The organism is Scytonema sp. UIC 10036 (genome assembly GCF_009725235.1).
In genome coordinates this window covers 132,938-152,511 of sequence record NZ_WJFC01000006.1, presented here as the reverse complement: position 1 = coordinate 152,511, position 19,574 = coordinate 132,938, and the positions used below count along the sequence as shown (strand labels likewise).

Here is a 19,574-nt window from a genome sequence, read left to right as displayed (position 1 = left end):
ACCCCCTACCCCCTATTTAACCCCGAACCTCCATTTACAGGCATTGTTCGTAAAGAATTTATTGATGAAAGTCTTCAACAAGCACGATTGGCGATCGTTTGGCGAGTACCGGGGTTGGCTCAGCTAGAGTGTACTTATGCGTTAGATGTTTTAGCAGGGATTCTCGGACACGGTTTGACATCAAGGTTAGTACAAGATTTACGAGAAGAGCGAGGACTGGTTTCTCAGATATCTGTTAGCAATATCACCCAACAGTTACAAGGAACTTTTTATATTTTGGCTCATTGTTCGGTAGAAAATTTACCAGATGTAGAAGCCCGAATCATCCAACACATTCGCAATCTACAATTGGAGATGGTAAAAAAAGAGGAAATTGATAGAATTCGGACAAAAGTTGCTAACAGGTTTATTTTTGGCAATGAAACGCCAAGCGATCGCGCTACTTTATACGGCTACTACCAATCCATGGTAGGTGACTTAGAACCTGCATTGAATTACCCCGCTATCATTCAAAGCTTGGATGCAACTGACTTAATGCAAGCTTCCCAAGATTATCTTTCCCCAGACGCTTATGGTGTTGTCGTGCTTAAACCGATAAATTAGGGGGTAGGGGTAGGGAGTAGGGAGTAGAGGACAAGGGGGACAAGGGGGACAAGGGGGACAAGGAGAAGAACTAATAACTCATCCCCAATGCCCTCTTGCCCAATTCCCAATCCCCAATTCAAAATCCAAAATCCAAAATCCAAAATCCATGATGTGGACTGAAATAGAGGCTTACATTAGTCAGGCGACAGGCGAACAATTTAAGTCTTCACAGCAACGCTCAGTCAGTGGCGGATGCATCAACCAGGGTTATGCAGTCTCTGATGGTAAGCGTACTTACTTTGTTAAGCTCAACCAGGCGTTAAAACTTGATATGTTTCAGGCGGAGTCGCTGGGCTTACAGCAAATGTATCAAACCGCAACAATCCGCGTTCCCAAACCAATATGCTCTGGTGTTGCTGGAAACTACAGCTATTTGGTGTTAGAATGGTTGGAAATAGGTTCGGGGAATACCAAATCTTGGGAAGAGATGGGACGGAAACTGGCTGCAATGCATAAATTCACCAGCAACCAAGGTTTTGGTTGGGACATGAATAATACTATTGGTTCTACGCCTCAAATTAATACTTGGACAACAGATTGGGTAAATTTTTATACTAAGCATCGCTTGGGTTATCAATTTCAATTGGCTCGGCGGCGACACGGACATTTTCCTCAAGAAAAAGAGTTGCTTGAGGCGATTCCTGAATTATTGGCAAATTACAAACCGCAACCTTCACTTGTACATGGCGATCTGTGGGGTGGAAATGCTGGGTGTACTGTGTCGGGAGAACCAGTGATTTTCGATCCGGCAACATATTATGGCGATCGCGAAGTCGATATTGCCATGACCGAACTTTTTGGCGGTTTTCCTGCTGCTTTCTATAAAGGATATAACGAAGTGTGGCCTCTAGATGAAGGATACGAGCAGCGCAAAATTTTATACAACCTGTATCACATCCTCAATCATTTCAATTTATTTGGTGGTAGTTACTCGTCCCAAGCAAATCGGATGATAGCCCAAATTTTGAAATAGATTTTCTACGAAATTAGGTTACGTTTCCTGCCTTCCGTTACCGTTTATAAACGCTTTGCTGCTTGGTAAGCAATAGCTTGGTTATAGCACCAGCGACAAGCAGCCAACCATTTTCTATAAACTATTTTGAGATTGGTTTCCGGGTAAATCTGGATCTTCTTTGATTTTCTGTTTGTATTTCCTGAGTCCATAGAGTTTGGAACTGAAGACATGAATAATTGCCAAGATGTCTTCGACAAATTCTCTTTCTAGAGACAAATCAATACGGTTGAGAACCACGAGTTTTGTATTGTGTTGTATGCAGATATAGTCAATGATTTCGATTCCAAATCTTGCCAATCTATCTTTATCGGTCCTTTTGCCGTCCCACATCAAAATATAGTACGCAAAACATACAATTGAATATTGTGTATAGATTTAATATACTTATATATTTTATCTGAACATTATTTAGAATAAAGTTTTATCTGAAGCCGAATGTAGCATTTTCTTAGAGTGAATAAAATATAAGTAAATTAAATGTACGGTTGAATAAAAAGCGATTATTTAATGCATTAATTACTGACATTGAGCGTGATGGTGTGATTGATGCTATTCGATTCTGTAACGATCGGGTAGAATATGGCTTATTTCATTTGTAATTGAATAAGTCAGCACAGGATAATGGATGTTCCTAAGAGATGAATTACGAAACTGCTCGCAAATTCCTAATTGACCAAACGGTAACAAATGAGGACAGCCCAGATGCTCTGTTAACTCGTCTCCAACAGGGAAAGCCCCCTGTACCCGGTCAAATTACCTCGATTTTGCTGGCAATGAAGGTGGTGTTTGAAGGTTTGAAGGACGCCACTATGATGGACAGGGAGATAGTGTATGCCTTGTTCCAGTTGGCTGTTAAAACTCAACAATTATTTGCAGCAGGGCGTAAAGCGGGGGTTGAATGGCCGCCACTGCTGAAGGAAGATTTGGTGAGAATTGCGATCGCAACTGAAAGTATTCTTTCAGGCGAGTGGCAAAGTTTACATTAATGGCTAATGGCTAATGGCTAATAGCTAATGGCTTTTGAACAATTAGCAATTAGCAATTAGCAATTAGCAATTAACGAACTTTCAACTCTGCCTGTAACTTATCTAAATCGGATTTCAGGAAAACACTCATTTGACCTGTAAATGCTTTCCCATCTCTGGGTTGGGCGACTTCTATCCAGTAAGCATAGCGCGAACCTACACGTAACTGTCCCTGCAAAGCTTCTTTAATTGGAGTTTTTGCAAAACGAGAGGCATTCACTGTACTTTGGTTGGGATATTCGTACACAACTTGAGCATTTTTGAAGTCTTGATAAATTTCTAACCCATAAATAGATCGTAAAGATTCTTGAAGGCGATCGAATGTCATGCCGTTAACAGCATCGAACATTGTAATTCGCTCGTTGCGAATTTTACTGCGGTCTTTTGTAAATCCCACTTTACCGACTGCTAGCACTGATGCTTGAAAAGTGAATCTTTGGGCAGCTGTGTCGCTCTTTTGTACAAAGAATCGCTCTACGGGAGATGGGCGGAGTGTGGGATGTGCTTTAATCCAAGCCGCAACATCTTCTGTGGACTGTCCTGGTAATGCAAAAGCTGTTGTATTAAATATGAGTCCAACAGAAAAGCAGGCAATAAGAGAAAAAGGTAATATGAAAAACTTAGGTAGAGATTTTTGTAGCATTTTTTGTTTGTGACTGACACGATAGGTAATAATAGTTTTCCCCTTTTCAGTCCAAGGCTTTAACCTCAATTTGAAAAAACACTCAACTTTTGGGCAGAGTGTCATTACAGCATTTTAATTTGGGACTATTGCGACTTTAATAACCTTGCGTTCTCTCATGTCGCAGAATACCTGTTCTAACTGCGTCAAAGGTTGGCGATCGCTAATCAATAACTCAAAAGGAATTTTCCTGCTAGCAATAAGTGAAAGGGCTTCTCGCACAAATACGGGGGTGTTGTGGAAGACTCCTTTTAGTGTGAGTTCACTATAGTGCAGTTGTTCTGTATTTACAGTAATAGTGGTATCTCGCGGACAACCACCGAAAAGGTTAACAGTTCCACCGGGGCGAGCACAGGCAATTGCTGTTTCCCAAACACTTGGTACTCCTGTTGCCTCGATCGCAACATCTGCACCCATTCCTTGTGTTAAATCTTTGACAACAGCAGGAATATCTGGTAATTCGCGGTAATTAAAGGTAGCTGCTGCTCCCAGCTTCTTCCCAACAGCCAGTCGTTGGTCATTTCCGCCAAAAAGCAGGACTTCCGCTTGTGTATCGACCAACTTTGCCACGAACATCAGCCCAATCGCCCCATCCCCTAACACGACAACACGAGCACCCGGTTTGACGTTGGAACGGGCGACTCCATGTAGTACACAAGCCAAAGGTTCTGTCATGGCTGCTAATTCATCGGGTAAGTCATCAGGAATGGGCAACATATTATGCTGCACAATCGGTGCGGGAATTTTTAAGTATTGGGCAAATGTTCCATTATTCCAGGTTAAGTTTGGACATAAAGAGTACTCTTGGCGATCGCAAAAAAAACACTTCATACAGGGAGCGGAATTATTTGCGACTGCGCGATCGCCCACTTGCCAATCTGTAACATCTTTTCCTACAGCTACAATCCGTCCCGCAACTTCGTGACCAAATAGAGTAGGGGGTTTAAGCATTCTGGCGTGACCCCCACGCCGCCACACTTTCAAATCTGTACCACAAGTTGTTGATACTCCCATTTGAAGAATGACTTCTCCTTTGTCGGGAGTAGGATCGGCGACTTCTTCCAAACGCAAATCCTCTTTACCGTAAAGTAAAGCTGCTAACACGGATTGTAACCTCATATTTAACTAGGAGTTTACTCCACTTGATTGTAACCTTGAGCCACACCACGAGCTAGAAGCTTTCTTGCTGTCACTTTCATTGATAATAGGTTTCATTTTGGTTGGATTTCATGCAGCAAAATATAAAGCCCTCGTTTTTGATTTGGGTCTTGACACTTAACCAATCGTTCGGTACAGTTATTATATACCGAACGATTGGTACAATAAAGCGAGGAAATGGTAGTTTGCCCAAACTGGAGAACACTCAAGTATGGACTCGCTCAGCGTCAACTCATTAAATTCAGGAGGATGATATGATGAACAAGCTGGCTCGTCTGATATTACCGACTCTACTCATAACAATCGCAACTAACACAGTTGAGACAATTGCCCAAGCAAGTCCTGTTATTTCAGGTGAACAGTTGCCCCAACCGATCGCGGATTATCCCAGAGTAGCGGCTTCTTTACTCAAACCCAGTGTTCCGAAGATCTCTGAAACTGGAATTACAAACGATCGCTATTTCATCCAAATTCAGGTTGGAGGAGAGGCTCTCACGCGTTTGATTGTATCTTTGCCAGAGCAAATAGAAGCTTTCAAGCACCTGAGTGTGTTGGATCGAAATGGGCGGAATATCCCTGTGAAGGTAGAGGCAACTAAACAGCAGGTAACTCTCATTTTTGCTCGCCCCATAAGTGCAGAAACGACAGCAGAGATTTCCTTTGAAGGCGTTCAATTACGTAAAGATGATAGTGCAACTCTTCGATATCGGGTGAGCGCACAAACAGTAAGTATGTCCAAAGAAATACTTGTCGGAACAGCAAAAATCAAAGTTTCCAAACATAGCTAGTAATTGAGAACTGGCAAACGTAATCGCTCCCTTTCACTTCGAGCGATCGCACGTAAAATTACTGAGCTAACTCGTTTGCCTTACGAGCCAGTTCCAAATCCTTATTAGTAATTCCACCCGCGTCACTTGTTGTCAGATCGATGGTAACGCGGTTGTAAACGTTGTACCATTCAGGGTGATGGCCCATAGATTCAGCAACCAATGCTAAGCTTGACATAAAACCAAAGGCTTCAACAAAGGATTGAAACTCAAACTGGCGGTGGAGTTTTCCAGATTGTATACTCCAACCATTCAATTTACTTAAAGCTGCTTTTAACTCGGTATTGGATAAAAGGGCAGGGGCGCTCGTAGCGTATGTTGAAGAGAAGGAATAGGTGTTAGGCGCATTATTTTTTGCAAATGTTTGACTGACAGAGCAAACACCTACCAATAATGTTGCCAATGCGATAATCATAACTGTTCTATAAAGCATATCCCGCCTATCTCAATACAATGAAGTATATAGGCGATAAGCCAAGTGCCTCTTGGCAGTACAGCTGTATCGCACTAACTTTGTTATAAATTTGAGGTTTTGTCAGGTATGCGATAAGGCACGCTACGGGCACCCATCCGTATTGCACACTGTATATGCTGCCTCGCGCCTAACATCAGCAATTTTCTCAAGATGCCGCACCTAACAAACCTGACATCTCTAAAACCTGTTGCGATAAAGAGTTAGCTTCATGTGCCACCTGGTTTCTGGCTGTAGTGTCAGACCATATTTTATCCCAATGAAACGACCACCGTGCCAAAGTTCGTCCTAACTCTACCAACTCATAAGCAGGGTCGATCTCCATATCAGGAGCAGTCCACTCGATAAAGTAGAGACTCTCGCGAATGAGTTCTGCTGTGGCAGTCCCCTGGGTCGCGTCCAAGGAAAGCGAGCCAATTTGCTTGAGGTGCGTTGCTAAATTTTTTAACCGCGTTGGGATGCGATCGCGTACAAAGCCCTCTTGGTTTAGTAGCATATCTTTCATCAGTATTTTTAAGTTTCGGATCTACTTTATTAAGCGCAGTCAAATCCATAAATTATCTCTCCTTCCCCTCTTTTGGTACGACTTCAAACAACTCACCCATTCCACACCCAAAAAAATCACATAACACGGCTAAAGTATCGGCATCATAGCGCTTTGCAATGTTCTCGCACAGTCCTCTAATAGCTGCATTTGTAAGTCCTGTTGCCTGAGCCAATGCAGATCTCGTCATGCCTTGAGCATCGATTAAATCTTGCAAGCGGCAACGAATTTTTACTTTAGACTGCTGCACGGCTCTTCTTTCGTCTCTTTTTATAAATTTGGGCGGAACGGGAGGGTTCATTAGTACTACTGTCATGCAAAAATCCTTCGTTCCTATTGTCAATTACTAATTTAGCATTTTTCTTGATTAACGGTTCAACCGTTTTAGCGATTAATCAGTAAAATAGAAGAAAAGACAAAGGCGATCGCGTACTTCTTAACGGAATGAGCGATCGCCTTCCACAAAACATATAAACATTTCTTATCATGCCACAAAATCAAACCCTTGCGTCAAACGAACAAATCATTGCTCAACGAGAACTCAACCAATACGTTGAAGCCCAAGCCAACACCGCTTTTTTGGCACAGTTGAGAGGTGATGGACAAAGTTTTGCGTGAGGTGGGATGGTGGATAGAGTGCGATAAGCCGAGTTCGGCTTGCGCCGAAGCGATAAGCGAAGCTTAACTGAGATCTTGCAGCTTTCCGTACAAACCCAAAAAATGTAAAAATATACGCGATAAAAATACTTAATTTTTGTGGAATTTTATCGCTATATCAAGGGTTTTTCATTTAATACTGAGTTATATATTACATCAATTTTCTTGGTGCAAAATGTAAGTTAACGGCTTAAGCCGTAGCGCCTGTAGGTATATTGGTGCAATCGCTCGTGTCAAAATTTGTCCTTTACTGAAGGTGTCACCTGATGATTTGGCAATAATTCTTGGGCAATAGCTTGCAAGCTTAAGTTTCCGGGATTGCTTTCACGTGCAGCACGAACTAGCTCTTCAACCCATCCTTGAGCTTCTGCTGTTTTAATTAAGTTAAAGACAACATCCTTTAAATCATTTTTGGCAGCAATTGTATCTAAATTTTTATTCAATTCAAATGATAACATCTGCTCAAGTAGTGCTAAGCTAGGAAAAGCATGAATTAAAGCTTCTTGTAGTTTTTTACGCTGCTCACCAAATAACTTGATTGTATATTGTTGATTGAGATCGCCATGGAAAGTATGAAAAATTTCCTTCGTAGTTGATAAGGTTTGAAGTTGCTTTTGCAAAACTGCCTGAACCGCCTTGATAAAATTTTTATTATCAAAAGTCCCTTTTTTAAAATAGTCAGATACATCATGTTCCTTGAAAAAGTCACGAATATCTTGAGTGTTTACGACTGGTGTACCACTCACCACAATAACTGGAATTCTTTGCTGACTGGCAAGCTCAACAAGCTGTACTCCTAGTTTTTGACGACGAGAAATAGACGAATCTTTTAAGCCGATATCAGTGACCAGCAAATGCCAATGGCTTTTTTGAAGAATGTCATAAGCTTCTGCAAAGGTCTTAACAAGTTTGATTGTATCTTCTGAGTGACCAATACCTTCCAAGGCACTATGAATTTTACTGTCAAGGATCTTTTGCCAATTAGGATCGTCCTCAACTAAAAGAATTCTTAAGTGTGTCATCTTCTCCTCCTTTTGTTACCGCTTCCAAGTAGTTGATACTAGTTTATGGCTCAGCTTTTAGCTCATTATAAGCTGGTAACAACAAAGTGAATTGCGATCCTTGGCCTAATACACTGTTCACATTTAGACGCCCTTCAAGAAAGTATTCGACGTAAAATTTTGTCCACCACAACCCAAAACCCATGCCTCTTTTTGCTTCTTTTGTGGTATATCCAAACTCAAAAATTTTTTCCAAATTTTCGGCTTCGATACCTACACCAGTATCACAGACACGTATCTCAACCCAAATCCCTACGTCTAGTTGCACTAGCGTGCCAGCGATCGACAATGTACCTATCTGATTCAGAGCGTCTATGCCATTTTGGATAAGATTGTCAAAAATATCAATCAATTGCTGTTCGGTTCCCAATACGGGAGGCAGGTTTGTAGGTATGTTAACAATTGGAGTAATTCCCGGTGGTATGTACATTTGTCCCAAGGCACTATCTACTACATAACGCAAATTTACAGATTGAGGCTTCTCCTGAATCCAGCTTTTCATGCGCTCTGTAGCTTGGATAATCTGATCTGCTGTTGACAAAATTTGATTGGCTTTATTCTGGCTATATTCATTACCCTCATCAATAATGTCTTGTGCCCAGCTACGAATCGCACCAACACCATTATTCATACGATGCACTAATGGACCAGCTAAGTTGCCTACGGCAGCCATAGTTTTCATTTTGACAAGCTGTTTTTTGTTCTCCAAATATTGAGTGATGCCAATGACAGCTTGGGTTGCTAGGGCTTCCAACATCCCTTGGTGTCTCTGGTTAAACGCTGAAATACGTTGACTCTCGACGTTTAGTACCCCGAATACGCGGTGTTCCTTGTCTAGAAGTGGCACACACAACTCAGAACGCGTGTTGGGAAAATAGGGGTGATATCGTGTGTCATTTTGAACATTATCCACTAAAACCGACTGACCGTGTTCTGTTACCCAACCTGTGATTCCTTGATTTATGCTGATACGTGTTTCGGATGGATCGATCGCTGTGTTATTTGCAGCACATTCCACTTGCGTCACTAGCTCCTGCTTACTCGAATCGAACAGATAGATACCTCCCAAATCTGCCCCAGTAATTTTTAAAGATTCTCGGACAATTAATTTCAGCAGTTTTTCCTGGTCTATAGTAGTTATTATTAGGCGGTTTATTTTGTCCCTAGCTGTCAGCCATCTATGATTTTGGATTGCGATTGCTGCTGAAGAGGCAAGAGTTTCAATAATGATTTTCTCCTCTTCAGAGAAACTGTGAAGCCTGCGGTAATTGATTAGCATTACCCCGACGATATCTTGATTGTCTACCTTTAGTAAAATACCTGCTACGGACTTGATTCCTTCTTGATTGGTGAAGGATGAATTCTGAAGTATTGGTTCTTCTTCCTGGTATGGAGCATAAATGTTTTCTCCATGCTTAATCAGTAAGAACGGTACATTCTGTTCGCCAATAACCTTTTCACGCATCTTCTGCTCCTCTTTGAGTCGCCCTGCTGTCTTAGGAGGAGTCATAAATTTCCTTTCAGTCTGGATATATTCGTAGATATTAACGACATCTGCTCCCAAGATATTCAAACTATTCCAAGCAATACGACGCAGGAGATTACTAACGTCTGGTATACTGACATCTGGTATTTTAATTTCTGGTATGCGGCTGAGGGATTGGGTAATTGAATGAAGAGACCGCCAACGTGCGCCATCACGCATTTGTTGAATTCTGGTGGTGTAGGAAATAGCATCAACAGCCCACCGCCGCACGAATAATTCCACAAAACGTAATTTGCGTTTAATAAATTTATGCTCGCGCCGGAAAAGGACATACAAAACTCCTTCTTTACCATCAACCAACAATGGAAAAGCCGCCATTGCTTTAATGCCTGCGTTACAGGCTTTCGGATTGAATCTTTCCATTTCTAGGTTGTCAGGCTCGCCAGATGGCTCTGGAATAACTTTGTATTTTTTATCTTGAATTGCTTGTCTTCCCAATCCATTATTACGAGGAGGACAAGCCTTGAGAAATTGCTTTCCAACTCCGCCAGAAAAAACTTCATAAATGTAGCGCCCCTGTTGTTGATCTGGCTCGTATAAAAAGTGAAGTGTTGCAGCATCAGCATTCAGAAATTGTTTAACTCTCTCTGCGATAGTTTCTAAAACACGAGGCAACTGTGCTTGCCAAATTTCTAGAGATTTTTTAGCAATATATTGCAGAAGTTCAAATAATTGCTCGCGCTCAATTCGTTTTTTACAGCAGCTATAACCCGTTTCCACTGTTCCAATTACTACTATCTCTCCTTGAGATTGCAAATCTTTTGGTAAACGTATTTGGAACACTTCATTCTGTCCTTCCTTACTTTCTTGAAATTTAGGAACAATCTTCTCCCATTGGCAATATTCAAACCAATCTTCTATTATTTTACCGTTGTTATCTTCAACCAATACAATAGGTGTAAAGACACGAAGTAGCTGTTCGTGACCGTACTCTCTGTAAATCCAGCGGTCAAACCGTCTGTCCCATCCTGAAATCACCTCAGTTTGACGAGTTAGGACTATATCTGCTTGAATATCTCGTAATTCTGGGTCTTTCTCCAAGTAATGCTTTGCCATCCCAGTCCATTGTTTGGCAATTCCAGTACCGTATATACCCTCAATAGTATTATGCTCGAGAGAAATTAAAGATATACTAACAAAATCAAAATTTAATGCTTGGATATCTCGACAGATTTGTTCTAAAATATTTTCTAATTTAAAGAGCTTTGAGGTAGCTTTTTCTACTTGTTCTAAAGCATTCAAAATTTGTTGTTCTAAAGCTTTTTCTTTTGATTTTGCCTGTTCATCTTTCATAGTATCTCTCTCTACTTACTTAATGAATGGACTTTTTACAAAAGTCAAATAAACTACCGCCCTCTAATATTGTGCCCTAAGTAGTCTGACGGCATAGTTATATTAGGAAAATGGCTGCATTTACACTTGAATACACATTTTCTATCACATTTTCCGGTAGCTCAAAAAATTATAATATCAATCATGTTTAGCGATCGCAGCAGTTCCCCGTGCAAAGACTTAATAAGGCTTATGGCGCTACGACAGTCCCTATCTTCCTAAGATGCACATTTTGTAACCCTTATGCAGCAAGGCTTTTGAACGTGAAAAAAATGCCCAGTCGAGCGATCGCACTTAAGCACCTTGTCAACTGCGATCGCTCAGGTATCTACCATTTACCCAACAGTCACCAGTAGCAATCTTGTACCAAGTATCATTATCTACATTCTCATCAGTAGCAACAACTTGCACCGATTGCTCTTTTGATAGGCGTTTTACGCTTTTACCGTTGACAGGGGTGAGACGACAGTTTAAGTTATCTGCTTGCACTGTTGTGATGAAAAATTCAGATGTGTTCAAATGTCTAACTGTTTTTGATTCCAGTACGAGAGGAATTTCAGAAGATTCAACTGCGATTCGAGAGGATTTGTAGGTAATGACGTAAGCGCTCTTCTTCACTAATTCGCCATTGTTTTCAAGCGAGTGAATGTGTAGGATTGCATTCTCACCATTTCTGACAACTGCGTAATCAATCTTACCTTCACTATTATAATTTTGACCGTCTTGAATCTCTGTAGTAAATTGCTTTTTACTATCTAAATCAAATTTAGCAATTCTGGTTATCGGAGAGCGAGAATTGCTATCCAAGTATTGAACTTCAATAATATTTCCGTTTTCGCTCAACGAGCCTTGAAAGTCATGTTTGAAATCTACGCCCGTTCTCATAATGCTTGCAATTTCTTTCTTAATGGTTACAGATTATTGACTGACTGCTGGCAGTGGAGGCGAGTTCTGTGCTTGTGTTTCCATAACTGGTGTTTCTTGTGCCGTTTTGGTCGATGCATTCCCGCTTAATACAGTGATGAATGCGGCAAGGAAAATCATACCGAAACCTGTAGACGCGGTGGCAATAACTGCAACGATAGCGGTAACAACGGTTTTGCGAATGCGTGCGAACATAGTAGTCTGCCCCATCTGAAGTTTTGTAGCAACTGCAAGATACTGCTACTCTTTACTCTAGTAACTTGAAATTTGTTTAAATCACAAGGTTAAAATCCTTCAATGACTGTTATCGAAGGTGCATCTATCTTATAGATTGAATGGGAGTAGACGCGCTCGTGCTATCAATTTGCCTCGCTCTGCTGTAGGGAATGAAAGTGGGAATATTATCAATAACATCACTGTAAAAATCGACTGAAGAAACGGTGCAAAAGCAGTATCTATGGCATGAATTTGTTGAAAACCTCAAGTTCTTGTTTGAATAAAGTCGAATTTTCTAAAAACTTTACATACATTACCTTTAAAAATAACTTATTTTCTAGAAAATAATATTTATTTAGAGATAAAAAATTACAATATATTGAGAAAAACAATTTTGTTTTAAAATCTCTGTAAATTCGCTCGATACAGTATTTGTTAGAGTTGGGAATTCTAAAAAAGCTCGGCTAAAAAAGTTGACGATCGTACCCCCAAAGTGTTGGCTCTTTAAAAAGATTCTGTTTCCCATCTAATTTTTCTTGCATGGCTTTAACTAAACCAGCATCTACATCTTGCCACAGATCGGTAGCAAGTAAATTATTGGCAGTAGGAAAAAGCCCATAACCTTCTCCAAAAGTATTAACGTATACAAACCCGGAGATCTCAAGAACCGTTCTAGTTACAACACCAGAGTGGAGTGCATGAGCGGCTCTCGTGTAGTTTTTTATAGAGAACGTACCATTATCAATAATTGTTAAAATCGGGTCATCTCCCGCCGGAACCAACGGAATGTTAAGATTAGTAATCTTGCAGTTCTCGACTGGATCTGTTGCGGTTGTGGGTGCAATAAATCTCACCTGACTTAACATGGTTTCAAATACCGATTGTCTCGTACATCCCGGCAAACTTGTGGAACATATCCTACTTTCTATCTTCTTTCCTTCTGAAGGATAGCGGTGATAGCCCGATAATCTTCCATTATATGCCTGTATGTATTCTGGTTCGGATGGATAATTAACCTGGATTTCTCTGTCCCCACAAGGGACTTGTATTACGGTTACTTCAGCTTGTCCAATTCTACAAGTTTGCCCAACTCCACACGTTCCCGAACCAATAAGATCGTGCTCAAGAACATCATAATCGATTATTGCAAGACGAGCAGTGCCATTAACAATCTGAACTCCTGTAAAAACACAGGCCAGTGTATCCTCTAGCTTAAACCCCGTAACCGGACTTTTACAGAAATAGTTAGAGTTAGTGTCGATGACAGTAATACCAAGATCGGGATTGACAAAACTTATTCTAGGGAAAGCAGCATCCCAAAACCAAGGATTTTTCCAACCAAAGGAACGTGGCGCTTTAAGATTCCCTCTGGGGTTTCCGTCAACTATCTTGACATTAATCTGAACAATTTGCTCGGTTTGAGCAAGTACTTTGCTCTTTGTAAAGATAGTAGATAAACCCGCGAGTAAAGAGATACTCAGACAAAAAATGCAGAAAGTCAATCTAGATTTCATTTCTTCTCGTCTTAATATGTTTTCTACAGGTTGGCTGGCTGTGACTGATAATCGAATAGCACTTCACAAGCGCTACAGTGGCGATCGCTCTTTGAGCACTGCAATCTCTCTAACATCACTTTTTTGTGTGTTTCCCACAGTTTATTATTATACAAAAACTCAATTTTGGTTATGAAACGCCAATTGTAAATCAGCTACATTTATCTGAATCTTGGTATCAACCAATCGGTTCGGGCTGCCAACTGGTAAGCGATCGCCCGTCACCCAAGCCGATTGCGGTTGAAATTGGTAGATGCGCCGAGGTGACTCATTTAAGTAATCTTCTGGTGTCCTTATGAGTTGCTTGCCAGTGCGATGTAGGAGCAGTTGCATCACTTGGGGAGTACGTTCCGGACCCAGTTCTGAGGCAGTACCGTAGAAATACAGTCCTTCACCCGTGCCTTCTAAAACGCTGGAATTAAAGATGGCAACTGCTAAGCGTCCGTTATTTTGGTAGATATTTTGTGAATGATTGGATGCTATAGCTGAAGACCAGTAAATGTTCAAGTTGTCATCATAGGCAAAAAAGACGGGTGATGCCCAAGGGATACCATCCACAGAGCAAGTTGAGAGCGTGCAGTAAATGTTATTAGCAATAATGCGTTGAGCTTTTGCGATCGCATCAGGGCTTTTAGAATCAATTGTATTAACCCATTTATTACTTTCGGTGGCGCTTTCCATACATTAAAGATACGTTACTCAAAACTGTCCAATCTCATTTCTCTCAAAATATCCGATGCTTTCCAACCGCCCGAACTAACGGTATAGTTTCTTGGCACTGGTTGGTGCATATCTATAGATTCTGGTTCAAGTAATTCTTCTGGTAAGCTTGTTTGGTCAGCTTCAGGTAAACCGAGCTCGCCTTGAACTTTTGGTGCTGGTGTCGAAATTTTTATGATGCTCTGCTTCATGATTGTGGTTTTGTAAAAGCAAAGGCTTCATTATACATTTTTTGAGTTGGTTTTCAGTGCCTGAAAGCAAAAACTTTGGGCTGATATGGCAGAACGAGTGCGATCGCATGGCAGCGCCGCCGTACCCGGCTTATCGCGGTCTGCGGACATAGGAGTTGCAAAGACCATTTTGGTATCAACCAATCGGTTTGGGGTGCCAACAGGCAAGCGAACTCTCTCTTTCACTTCGAGCGATCGCACGTAAAATTACTGAGCCAACTCGTTTGCTTTTCGAGCCAGCGCCAAATCCTTATTGGTAATTCCACCCGCGTCACTCGTGCCTCGACTGCTAATTTAATGTAAAACTTCAATTCCTCCAGCATCTGTTCCATTTGTTCGGGAGTGACGCGAGTCCGTATGATGAGAATCAAGCTAACTCCTCACCGGTCGCTAACGATACAAGTTGTGTACTAGATTTCATTAGTCCTTTGAAGTTAAGTGATTCTTGGGAGGTGCTAGTATCTTGAGTAACCGAAGTCTCCATCGAATTATTGTCCCCTTATTCTCTTATGCAACGCTTGAATCATCTGTGACAAGTTTTAAGCTGGGAGTATCTGAATCTTCGTCTTTTGGTGCTTGCTGTCGGTTGGCTTTACGTCGTTTTGCCAAGCTAAACACCCTGTCTGCTTCCGGTGGATGAATGGGATCGAGTGCGTAATCCAGTAAATCGCCTGGTGTAATTGATTTATCCAAGTCTTGTGCTAGCTCGTTAAGAGCATTGCATAACAAGTTTAATGCCGTACCGTCTAACCGGGGCATGGTCTTCGCCCTTCTAAGAGCAGACATCGCGTTGGTGCTGATATCTAGCTTCTTGGCTAGGTCTTTGCCTTTGATGTCGTACCTAGCCATTACTTCTTTGAGTCTCCATCTAATCAATGTCTGAATCATATAAATCAACACCTACAATGTACTTTCTCAAAGATTAATTCATAAATCGGTTTGTGTCTTCTATTTAAACACGTATATAATCAAATGTATACAAGCCAATTTGATTTAATAAATCAAAGTTTAACTTGTAGTTAGTTTTTTCCAAAATAGAAGGCGATCGCGTACTTCTTAACGGAATGAGCGATCGCCTTCCACAAAAACCTATAAACATTACTTATCATGCCACAAAATCAAGCTCTTGCGTCAAACGAACAAATCATTGCTCAACGAGAACTCAACCAATACGTTGAAGCCCAAGCCAACGCCATAGCGCCGGAAACTCCTGAAGATTCCTTTGATGGACTCGATCTTGCAACCCAAAACATCCTGACCCACGCCATAATGCTTGCCCAACAAAAAGAGCACTTATCCAAAAAAGAGTATAAAAAGCTGCTCAACGAGTACGGTTGGAAGAATGAAGACCGGAAGTACTTGAGCAGATAGATTGACAATCAATGAAAATACCTCACTTAGCGCTAGCCCTTCCAATCCAGCATTGAGTACTGGTGGTAATATCTCCATTACTGCAGGACCTCTTATTATACGTCGCGTGCCAGAACCTTCTTATACCTTAGGTTTGCTGGCTTTTGTGGTTGTTAGTGCAGCTTCAATACGTAAGTTCAAACAAAAAAGCAGACAATCTGAATGCTAATCCGGTTGCGATTACGCTTCGGCTTATCGCACTCCATTCTAGTTCTGGGGAAACACTGGGATCTGCTTCAGGTTAGACCTCGTGGCTCAAGCTCATGACCATAAGGAGACACCTACCGTAGCCCGGTGGATCGTACTCTCGCAAATCCCTAAAGCCTGCTTTGCGGTACGCTCGTTGTGCCGCATGATTGTGGATGGAGGTGGTGAGTCCTAGCAGAGGAATAGAAGTGTCTTCGCGCAGACGCTTTATGAGTAGCTGCAAGGCTTGTGGTCCGATGCCCCGTCCTACGTAGCTGACTTCACCAATCAAAATGTCGATATCAACCGAGTTTGCAGGTATTTCCTTCAATCCAACGGAGTCTAGTATCTCGCGGGAAACAGCCTGCCAACGCAGGTAGCCAACTCTAGCACCATTTACCGCGATTATCCCCCGTTCACCCCCAACGGGTGGGCATAAAGCCCAGTCAAGGTGTTCTTGTGGTTCGGGATACCATTGTGCCACGTGTGGTGCTGATAGCCACTGCGAGAGTAGGGCTGCGTCGTCCGACCTAAAGGGTACAAGTGTGACTTCATGAGTCATGACCGAGACATCAAGTTTTATCAGATGTAGAGATTGAATTGCTAAAGAGCCGTTTTTCTTTGAGGCGCTGCCAAGCTTGAGTATCTAGTGGTCTCACCCAGTCCCAGCCAATTTTTGCCCAGTCCGGATCTTCGGGATCGAGTCCTAGTTCCCGAATCGCTTCGCTTTCTGTGATAAAGTATTGTCCTTTGTAGGGAAACAGATACCCGCCAATCGAGTCTAGAGAAGCCCTCGCATCCTCATAGGTCGCGAACCAACGATTGAGGCAAGCATCCATTCGCGACACGTACATAATTGAATCTTCGTTGTGTAACTCTGTCATTGTCTTACCATACCTATGACTTAGTCTGAGATTTGCTGAAAGTTCGAGCTAAGTGAATAAGAATTATTTTATCAACACTTTTTTAAGATAAAAAAATCAATATTGTACCCACAGTACCCCAAGGGGTGATAAAAATCTTAAAAAGAATTGGAATGTTTTTTTACTAGTTGTACTGAATTTTTTTGTAACTAGAATTCAAAATTTGTCAAGGGATGGAAGCCTAATTTCACGAGCTGACTGCAAAACAGATTTTTCAACAGTTTGCGATCGCTTCGGCTCTAACTGCGACATTCATATCGCGAATTAAGGCGATCGCCAGCAACAAGATTTAACACTTATCTTCAGTAATTTCTTCTTGATAGATGGCGTAGCATACTGCATCTAGACCAAAGCAGTGGATTGTTTTCTCATACTGAAAGCCAGCTTTTTCCATAACTCGAATGGAAGCGCAATTTTCTGGTAGTGCAAGGGCAATAATCCGCTTCAATCCAGACTTGCTAAATCCAAAGTCAATTGCTGCTTTTGCTGCTTTTGTTGCAATCCCCCTGCCCCAGTAATCTTTAGCTAAACCGTAAAGAACTTCAATATCATTGATTTCATTTAGGTAGCGAAGACCGCAATAACCGATGGTTTGTGAGGACGAATTTTCCTCAATAGCCCAAACCCCGTAGCCATAAATATTCCAGTGTTCGATGAAGGAGATGAGCACCGTTTCCACACTTTCTCGTGGGATACAAGCACCGCGACTTGGAAGAAATTGAGTGACTGCAGGATCTGACCAAATTGCTGTAAGTACATCCACGTCAGATATTTGGACTGGTCGCATGATAAAACTATCAATTTGTAAAATCTTTTCGTTAACCTGGGTCATGTCAAAGTCCTACTGGTAGTGTTTTGTCGAACAGACATTATAAGGGCGATCGCTTTGCTACAGCATACCGGCAGATTGCACTTCCATTTAGTTCTGGGGGAAAGTCATCTTGTTTGCATATTGAGGACAAGAGCCTGTTGATGAATTGTTACACGATGATTTGCGTACACAACCCTTGCTGTACTGAGTCAACAGTGAGATAACTTTTTGCAGCAGCTATCTTAAACCACTAATTATAAAGTTTTGAAAAAGATGCTTGATACAAAAAGCGGAAAGAGTGGCTTTGGTGTGAGTTGCGTGTATTCCGAGCGATGACACGGTTAAAATGTAGCAGTTAATATAAAACTCGATATATAACTTACCCTACTGACTGGTAAGTTCTTGACAAATTAATATGAAAAACCTTGGCGCTTGACCGAGTTGTTTGTACAGTTTTTAAATTTAGGTAAATCAAAAATATGCCTGATTCTTGTTTGTCCATTGATGCTCTGTTAGAGCGTCTCGAACACCGTACAAAATTTCATGCTGGTTATCCCTATAATCTTCAAATTGACTACCAGAAAATCTTACCGCTTTTGGAGTATATGCTGAATAATTTAGGCGATCCATATGTAGAAGGAAATTATGGGTTAAATACTAAAGATTTTGAGCGCGAAGTCATTCAATTTTTTGCCAATCTTTATCATTTACCTATAGATGATACGTGGGGATACATAACATCCTGCGGAACTGAAGGAAATCTATACGGTATCCTTTTGGGACGCGAGCTATACCCAAATGGAATTCTTTATGGCTCTCAAGATTGCCACTATTCAGTAGCGAAAGCTGCCAAAATGTTTCGCATACCTTTCGTGGAGGTTCAATCTCAAAATCATGGTGAAATAGAATATTCGTCTTTGCGCCAAGCACTTATAAATAATCGAAATTCTCCTGCAATTATCAATGTAAATGTAGGGACTACAGTCACAGGTGCCGTAGACGATCTAAGTAAAGTCATCCAGATTCTTGAAGAATTGAAAATAACTGATTTTCATATCCATGTAGATGGAGCATTAGGAGGAATGCTCGTTCCTTTTATAGAAGGCGCTATCAATATAGATTTTAGTAAATATCCTATTGGTTCGGTAGCGGTTAGCGGTCATAAATTCATAGGTTCTCCCGTTCCTTGTGGAATTGTTTTAGCTCGCAAGCATCAAGTAAAATCATCCGATGTGGAATATCTTGGTTCAACTGATACAACAATTACAGGTAGCAGGAATGGATTAACACCAGTGATTCTTTGGGATGCCATTCAAAGGCGGCAACATATGTTTGCTCTCGAAGTCGCTCAATGTCTCCAAAACGCCGAGTATCTTTACAATCAAATTGTCGCTACCGATCAATTTGCGCTTCTCAATCCTTTTTCCACTACAGTTGTTTTTCAGCGTCCTGTTGAGTTGATTGTCAAGCGATGGCAGTTGGCTTGCTATGGAAAGATTGCACACATTGTAGTCATGCAGAACCATACTCGTCCAGTGCTGTCACAGTTTTTACAAGAGGCTGAAATTAAGAATCCTTATTGTCTTGTAGTTTAAATTGTGACTGAATGCCTTCCGTTTGTTAGTAAAAATTCTCAC

The 19,574-nt window shown here is 41.3% G+C and carries 27 protein-coding genes; 8 read left to right on the top strand and 19 right to left on the bottom strand.

Going from position 1 to position 19,574, the window contains the following annotated elements:
- Nucleotides 1–603: insulinase family protein (locus F7734_RS05050; protein WP_166481738.1), on the top strand; the 603-nt coding region annotated here is incomplete at its 5' end.
- A gap of 151 nt (nucleotides 604–754) precedes the next feature.
- On the top strand, nucleotides 755–1,618 hold the full coding sequence (locus F7734_RS05045) for a fructosamine kinase family protein (RefSeq protein ID WP_155743671.1): 864 nt from the start codon (nucleotides 755–757) through the stop codon (nucleotides 1,616–1,618).
- A 114-nt stretch (nucleotides 1,619–1,732) separates the two neighbouring features.
- On the opposite strand, the gene F7734_RS63100 is transcribed toward F7734_RS05045, so the two are convergent.
- Nucleotides 1,733–1,990 (bottom strand): hypothetical protein, encoded by a 258-nt coding sequence (locus F7734_RS63100; RefSeq protein WP_243146691.1) that lies wholly within the window; start codon nucleotides 1,988–1,990, stop codon nucleotides 1,733–1,735.
- 308 nt (nucleotides 1,991–2,298) lie between these two features.
- On the opposite strand from F7734_RS63100, the gene F7734_RS05030 reads away from it, so the two are divergent.
- Entirely contained in the window at nucleotides 2,299–2,646 is a 348-nt protein-coding gene (locus F7734_RS05030; RefSeq protein WP_038077332.1) for a hypothetical protein, read from the top strand.
- A 70-nt stretch (nucleotides 2,647–2,716) separates the two neighbouring features.
- Here F7734_RS05030 and F7734_RS05025 read toward each other — a convergent pair whose 3' ends face one another.
- Nucleotides 2,717–3,328 (bottom strand): hypothetical protein, encoded by a 612-nt coding sequence (locus tag F7734_RS05025; protein WP_155743670.1) that lies wholly within the window; start codon nucleotides 3,326–3,328, stop codon nucleotides 2,717–2,719.
- A gap of 114 nt (nucleotides 3,329–3,442) precedes the next feature.
- Complete coding sequence (locus tag F7734_RS05020; protein ID WP_166481739.1) at nucleotides 3,443–4,471, bottom strand: zinc-binding dehydrogenase; 1,029 nt, start codon at nucleotides 4,469–4,471, stop codon at nucleotides 3,443–3,445.
- 308 nt (nucleotides 4,472–4,779) lie between these two features.
- Between F7734_RS05020 and F7734_RS05015 the strand changes: the two genes are divergently transcribed.
- A complete protein-coding gene (locus tag F7734_RS05015) occupies nucleotides 4,780–5,313 on the top strand; it encodes a DUF2808 domain-containing protein (protein ID WP_155743664.1) in 534 nt (177 codons plus the stop codon).
- Nucleotides 5,314–5,371: 58 nt separating this feature from the next.
- Here the strand turns inward: F7734_RS05015 and F7734_RS05010 are convergent, their stop codons facing one another.
- The 3 genes from F7734_RS05010 to F7734_RS05000 all read right to left on the bottom strand — a co-directional run bounded on the left by F7734_RS05010 (nucleotide 5,372) and on the right by F7734_RS05000 (nucleotide 6,684).
- Nucleotides 5,372–5,767, bottom strand: a complete 396-nt coding sequence (locus tag F7734_RS05010; protein ID WP_155743669.1) for a 4a-hydroxytetrahydrobiopterin dehydratase — start codon at nucleotides 5,765–5,767, stop codon at nucleotides 5,372–5,374.
- A gap of 205 nt (nucleotides 5,768–5,972) precedes the next feature.
- Nucleotides 5,973–6,329 carry a hypothetical protein gene (locus F7734_RS05005; RefSeq protein ID WP_155743663.1) on the bottom strand — a complete coding sequence of 119 codons (357 nt, stop codon included), beginning with the start codon at nucleotides 6,327–6,329 and terminating at the stop codon, nucleotides 5,973–5,975.
- Between the two features lie 52 nt (nucleotides 6,330–6,381).
- Complete coding sequence (locus F7734_RS05000; protein ID WP_155743662.1) at nucleotides 6,382–6,684, bottom strand: helix-turn-helix transcriptional regulator; 303 nt, start codon at nucleotides 6,682–6,684, stop codon at nucleotides 6,382–6,384.
- A 170-nt stretch (nucleotides 6,685–6,854) separates the two neighbouring features.
- Here F7734_RS05000 and F7734_RS65090 point away from each other — a divergent pair, with 170 nt between their 5' ends.
- Nucleotides 6,855–6,986 carry a hypothetical protein gene (locus F7734_RS65090; protein ID WP_279239665.1) on the top strand — a complete coding sequence of 44 codons (132 nt, stop codon included), beginning with the start codon at nucleotides 6,855–6,857 and terminating at the stop codon, nucleotides 6,984–6,986.
- Nucleotides 6,987–7,258: 272 nt separating this feature from the next.
- On the opposite strand, the gene F7734_RS04995 is transcribed toward F7734_RS65090, so the two are convergent.
- The 10 genes from F7734_RS04995 to F7734_RS04950 form a co-directional block, all read right to left on the bottom strand.
- Entirely contained in the window at nucleotides 7,259–8,047 is a 789-nt protein-coding gene (locus F7734_RS04995) for an effector-associated domain EAD1-containing protein (protein ID WP_155743661.1), read from the bottom strand.
- Between the two features lie 43 nt (nucleotides 8,048–8,090).
- Complete coding sequence (locus tag F7734_RS04990) at nucleotides 8,091–10,925, bottom strand: GAF domain-containing protein (RefSeq protein ID WP_155743660.1); 2,835 nt, start codon at nucleotides 10,923–10,925, stop codon at nucleotides 8,091–8,093.
- Between the two features lie 345 nt (nucleotides 10,926–11,270).
- Complete coding sequence (locus F7734_RS04985; RefSeq protein WP_155743659.1) at nucleotides 11,271–11,849, bottom strand: hypothetical protein; 579 nt, start codon at nucleotides 11,847–11,849, stop codon at nucleotides 11,271–11,273.
- A gap of 33 nt (nucleotides 11,850–11,882) precedes the next feature.
- Nucleotides 11,883–12,083 (bottom strand): hypothetical protein, encoded by a 201-nt coding sequence (locus F7734_RS04980; RefSeq protein ID WP_155743658.1) that lies wholly within the window; start codon nucleotides 12,081–12,083, stop codon nucleotides 11,883–11,885.
- A gap of 485 nt (nucleotides 12,084–12,568) precedes the next feature.
- Entirely contained in the window at nucleotides 12,569–13,618 is a 1,050-nt protein-coding gene (locus tag F7734_RS04975; RefSeq protein WP_155743657.1) for a hypothetical protein, read from the bottom strand.
- Between the two features lie 159 nt (nucleotides 13,619–13,777).
- A complete protein-coding gene (locus F7734_RS04970; protein ID WP_155743656.1) occupies nucleotides 13,778–14,338 on the bottom strand; it encodes a pyridoxamine 5'-phosphate oxidase family protein in 561 nt (186 codons plus the stop codon).
- A gap of 14 nt (nucleotides 14,339–14,352) precedes the next feature.
- Nucleotides 14,353–14,568, bottom strand: coding sequence for a hypothetical protein (locus F7734_RS04965; RefSeq protein ID WP_155743655.1), 216 nt, complete (start codon nucleotides 14,566–14,568; stop codon nucleotides 14,353–14,355).
- Between the two features lie 30 nt (nucleotides 14,569–14,598).
- Complete coding sequence (locus F7734_RS04960; protein ID WP_155743654.1) at nucleotides 14,599–14,793, bottom strand: hypothetical protein; 195 nt, start codon at nucleotides 14,791–14,793, stop codon at nucleotides 14,599–14,601.
- Nucleotides 14,790–14,978 carry a hypothetical protein gene (locus F7734_RS04955; protein WP_155743653.1) on the bottom strand — a complete coding sequence of 63 codons (189 nt, stop codon included), beginning with the start codon at nucleotides 14,976–14,978 and terminating at the stop codon, nucleotides 14,790–14,792. The genes F7734_RS04960 and F7734_RS04955 overlap by 4 nt, the downstream gene beginning before the upstream one ends.
- Nucleotides 14,979–15,114: 136 nt before the next feature.
- Nucleotides 15,115–15,495 (bottom strand): helix-turn-helix transcriptional regulator, encoded by a 381-nt coding sequence (locus F7734_RS04950; RefSeq protein WP_166481737.1) that lies wholly within the window; start codon nucleotides 15,493–15,495, stop codon nucleotides 15,115–15,117.
- A 219-nt stretch (nucleotides 15,496–15,714) separates the two neighbouring features.
- Here F7734_RS04950 and F7734_RS04940 point away from each other — a divergent pair, with 219 nt between their 5' ends.
- Nucleotides 15,715–15,978 carry a hypothetical protein gene (locus tag F7734_RS04940; RefSeq protein WP_207714020.1) on the top strand — a complete coding sequence of 88 codons (264 nt, stop codon included), beginning with the start codon at nucleotides 15,715–15,717 and terminating at the stop codon, nucleotides 15,976–15,978.
- 1 nt (nucleotide 15,979) lies between these two features.
- Nucleotides 15,980–16,186, top strand: coding sequence for a hypothetical protein (locus tag F7734_RS04935; RefSeq protein WP_155743651.1), 207 nt, complete (start codon nucleotides 15,980–15,982; stop codon nucleotides 16,184–16,186).
- Between the two features lie 72 nt (nucleotides 16,187–16,258).
- Here F7734_RS04935 and F7734_RS04930 read toward each other — a convergent pair whose 3' ends face one another.
- From F7734_RS04930 to F7734_RS04920, 3 genes are all read right to left on the bottom strand, one after another.
- Nucleotides 16,259–16,765: a GNAT family protein gene (locus F7734_RS04930; RefSeq protein ID WP_155743650.1), complete on the bottom strand. Its 507-nt coding sequence runs from the start codon at nucleotides 16,763–16,765 to the stop codon at nucleotides 16,259–16,261.
- 10 nt (nucleotides 16,766–16,775) lie between these two features.
- Nucleotides 16,776–17,087 (bottom strand): hypothetical protein, encoded by a 312-nt coding sequence (locus tag F7734_RS04925; protein WP_155743649.1) that lies wholly within the window; start codon nucleotides 17,085–17,087, stop codon nucleotides 16,776–16,778.
- A 328-nt stretch (nucleotides 17,088–17,415) separates the two neighbouring features.
- Complete coding sequence (locus F7734_RS04920; protein ID WP_155743648.1) at nucleotides 17,416–17,958, bottom strand: GNAT family N-acetyltransferase; 543 nt, start codon at nucleotides 17,956–17,958, stop codon at nucleotides 17,416–17,418.
- 458 nt (nucleotides 17,959–18,416) lie between these two features.
- Here F7734_RS04920 and F7734_RS04915 point away from each other — a divergent pair, with 458 nt between their 5' ends.
- Nucleotides 18,417–19,532, top strand: coding sequence for a histidine decarboxylase (locus F7734_RS04915; RefSeq protein ID WP_155743647.1), 1,116 nt, complete (start codon nucleotides 18,417–18,419; stop codon nucleotides 19,530–19,532).
- Nucleotides 19,533–19,574 lie beyond the last annotated feature (42 nt).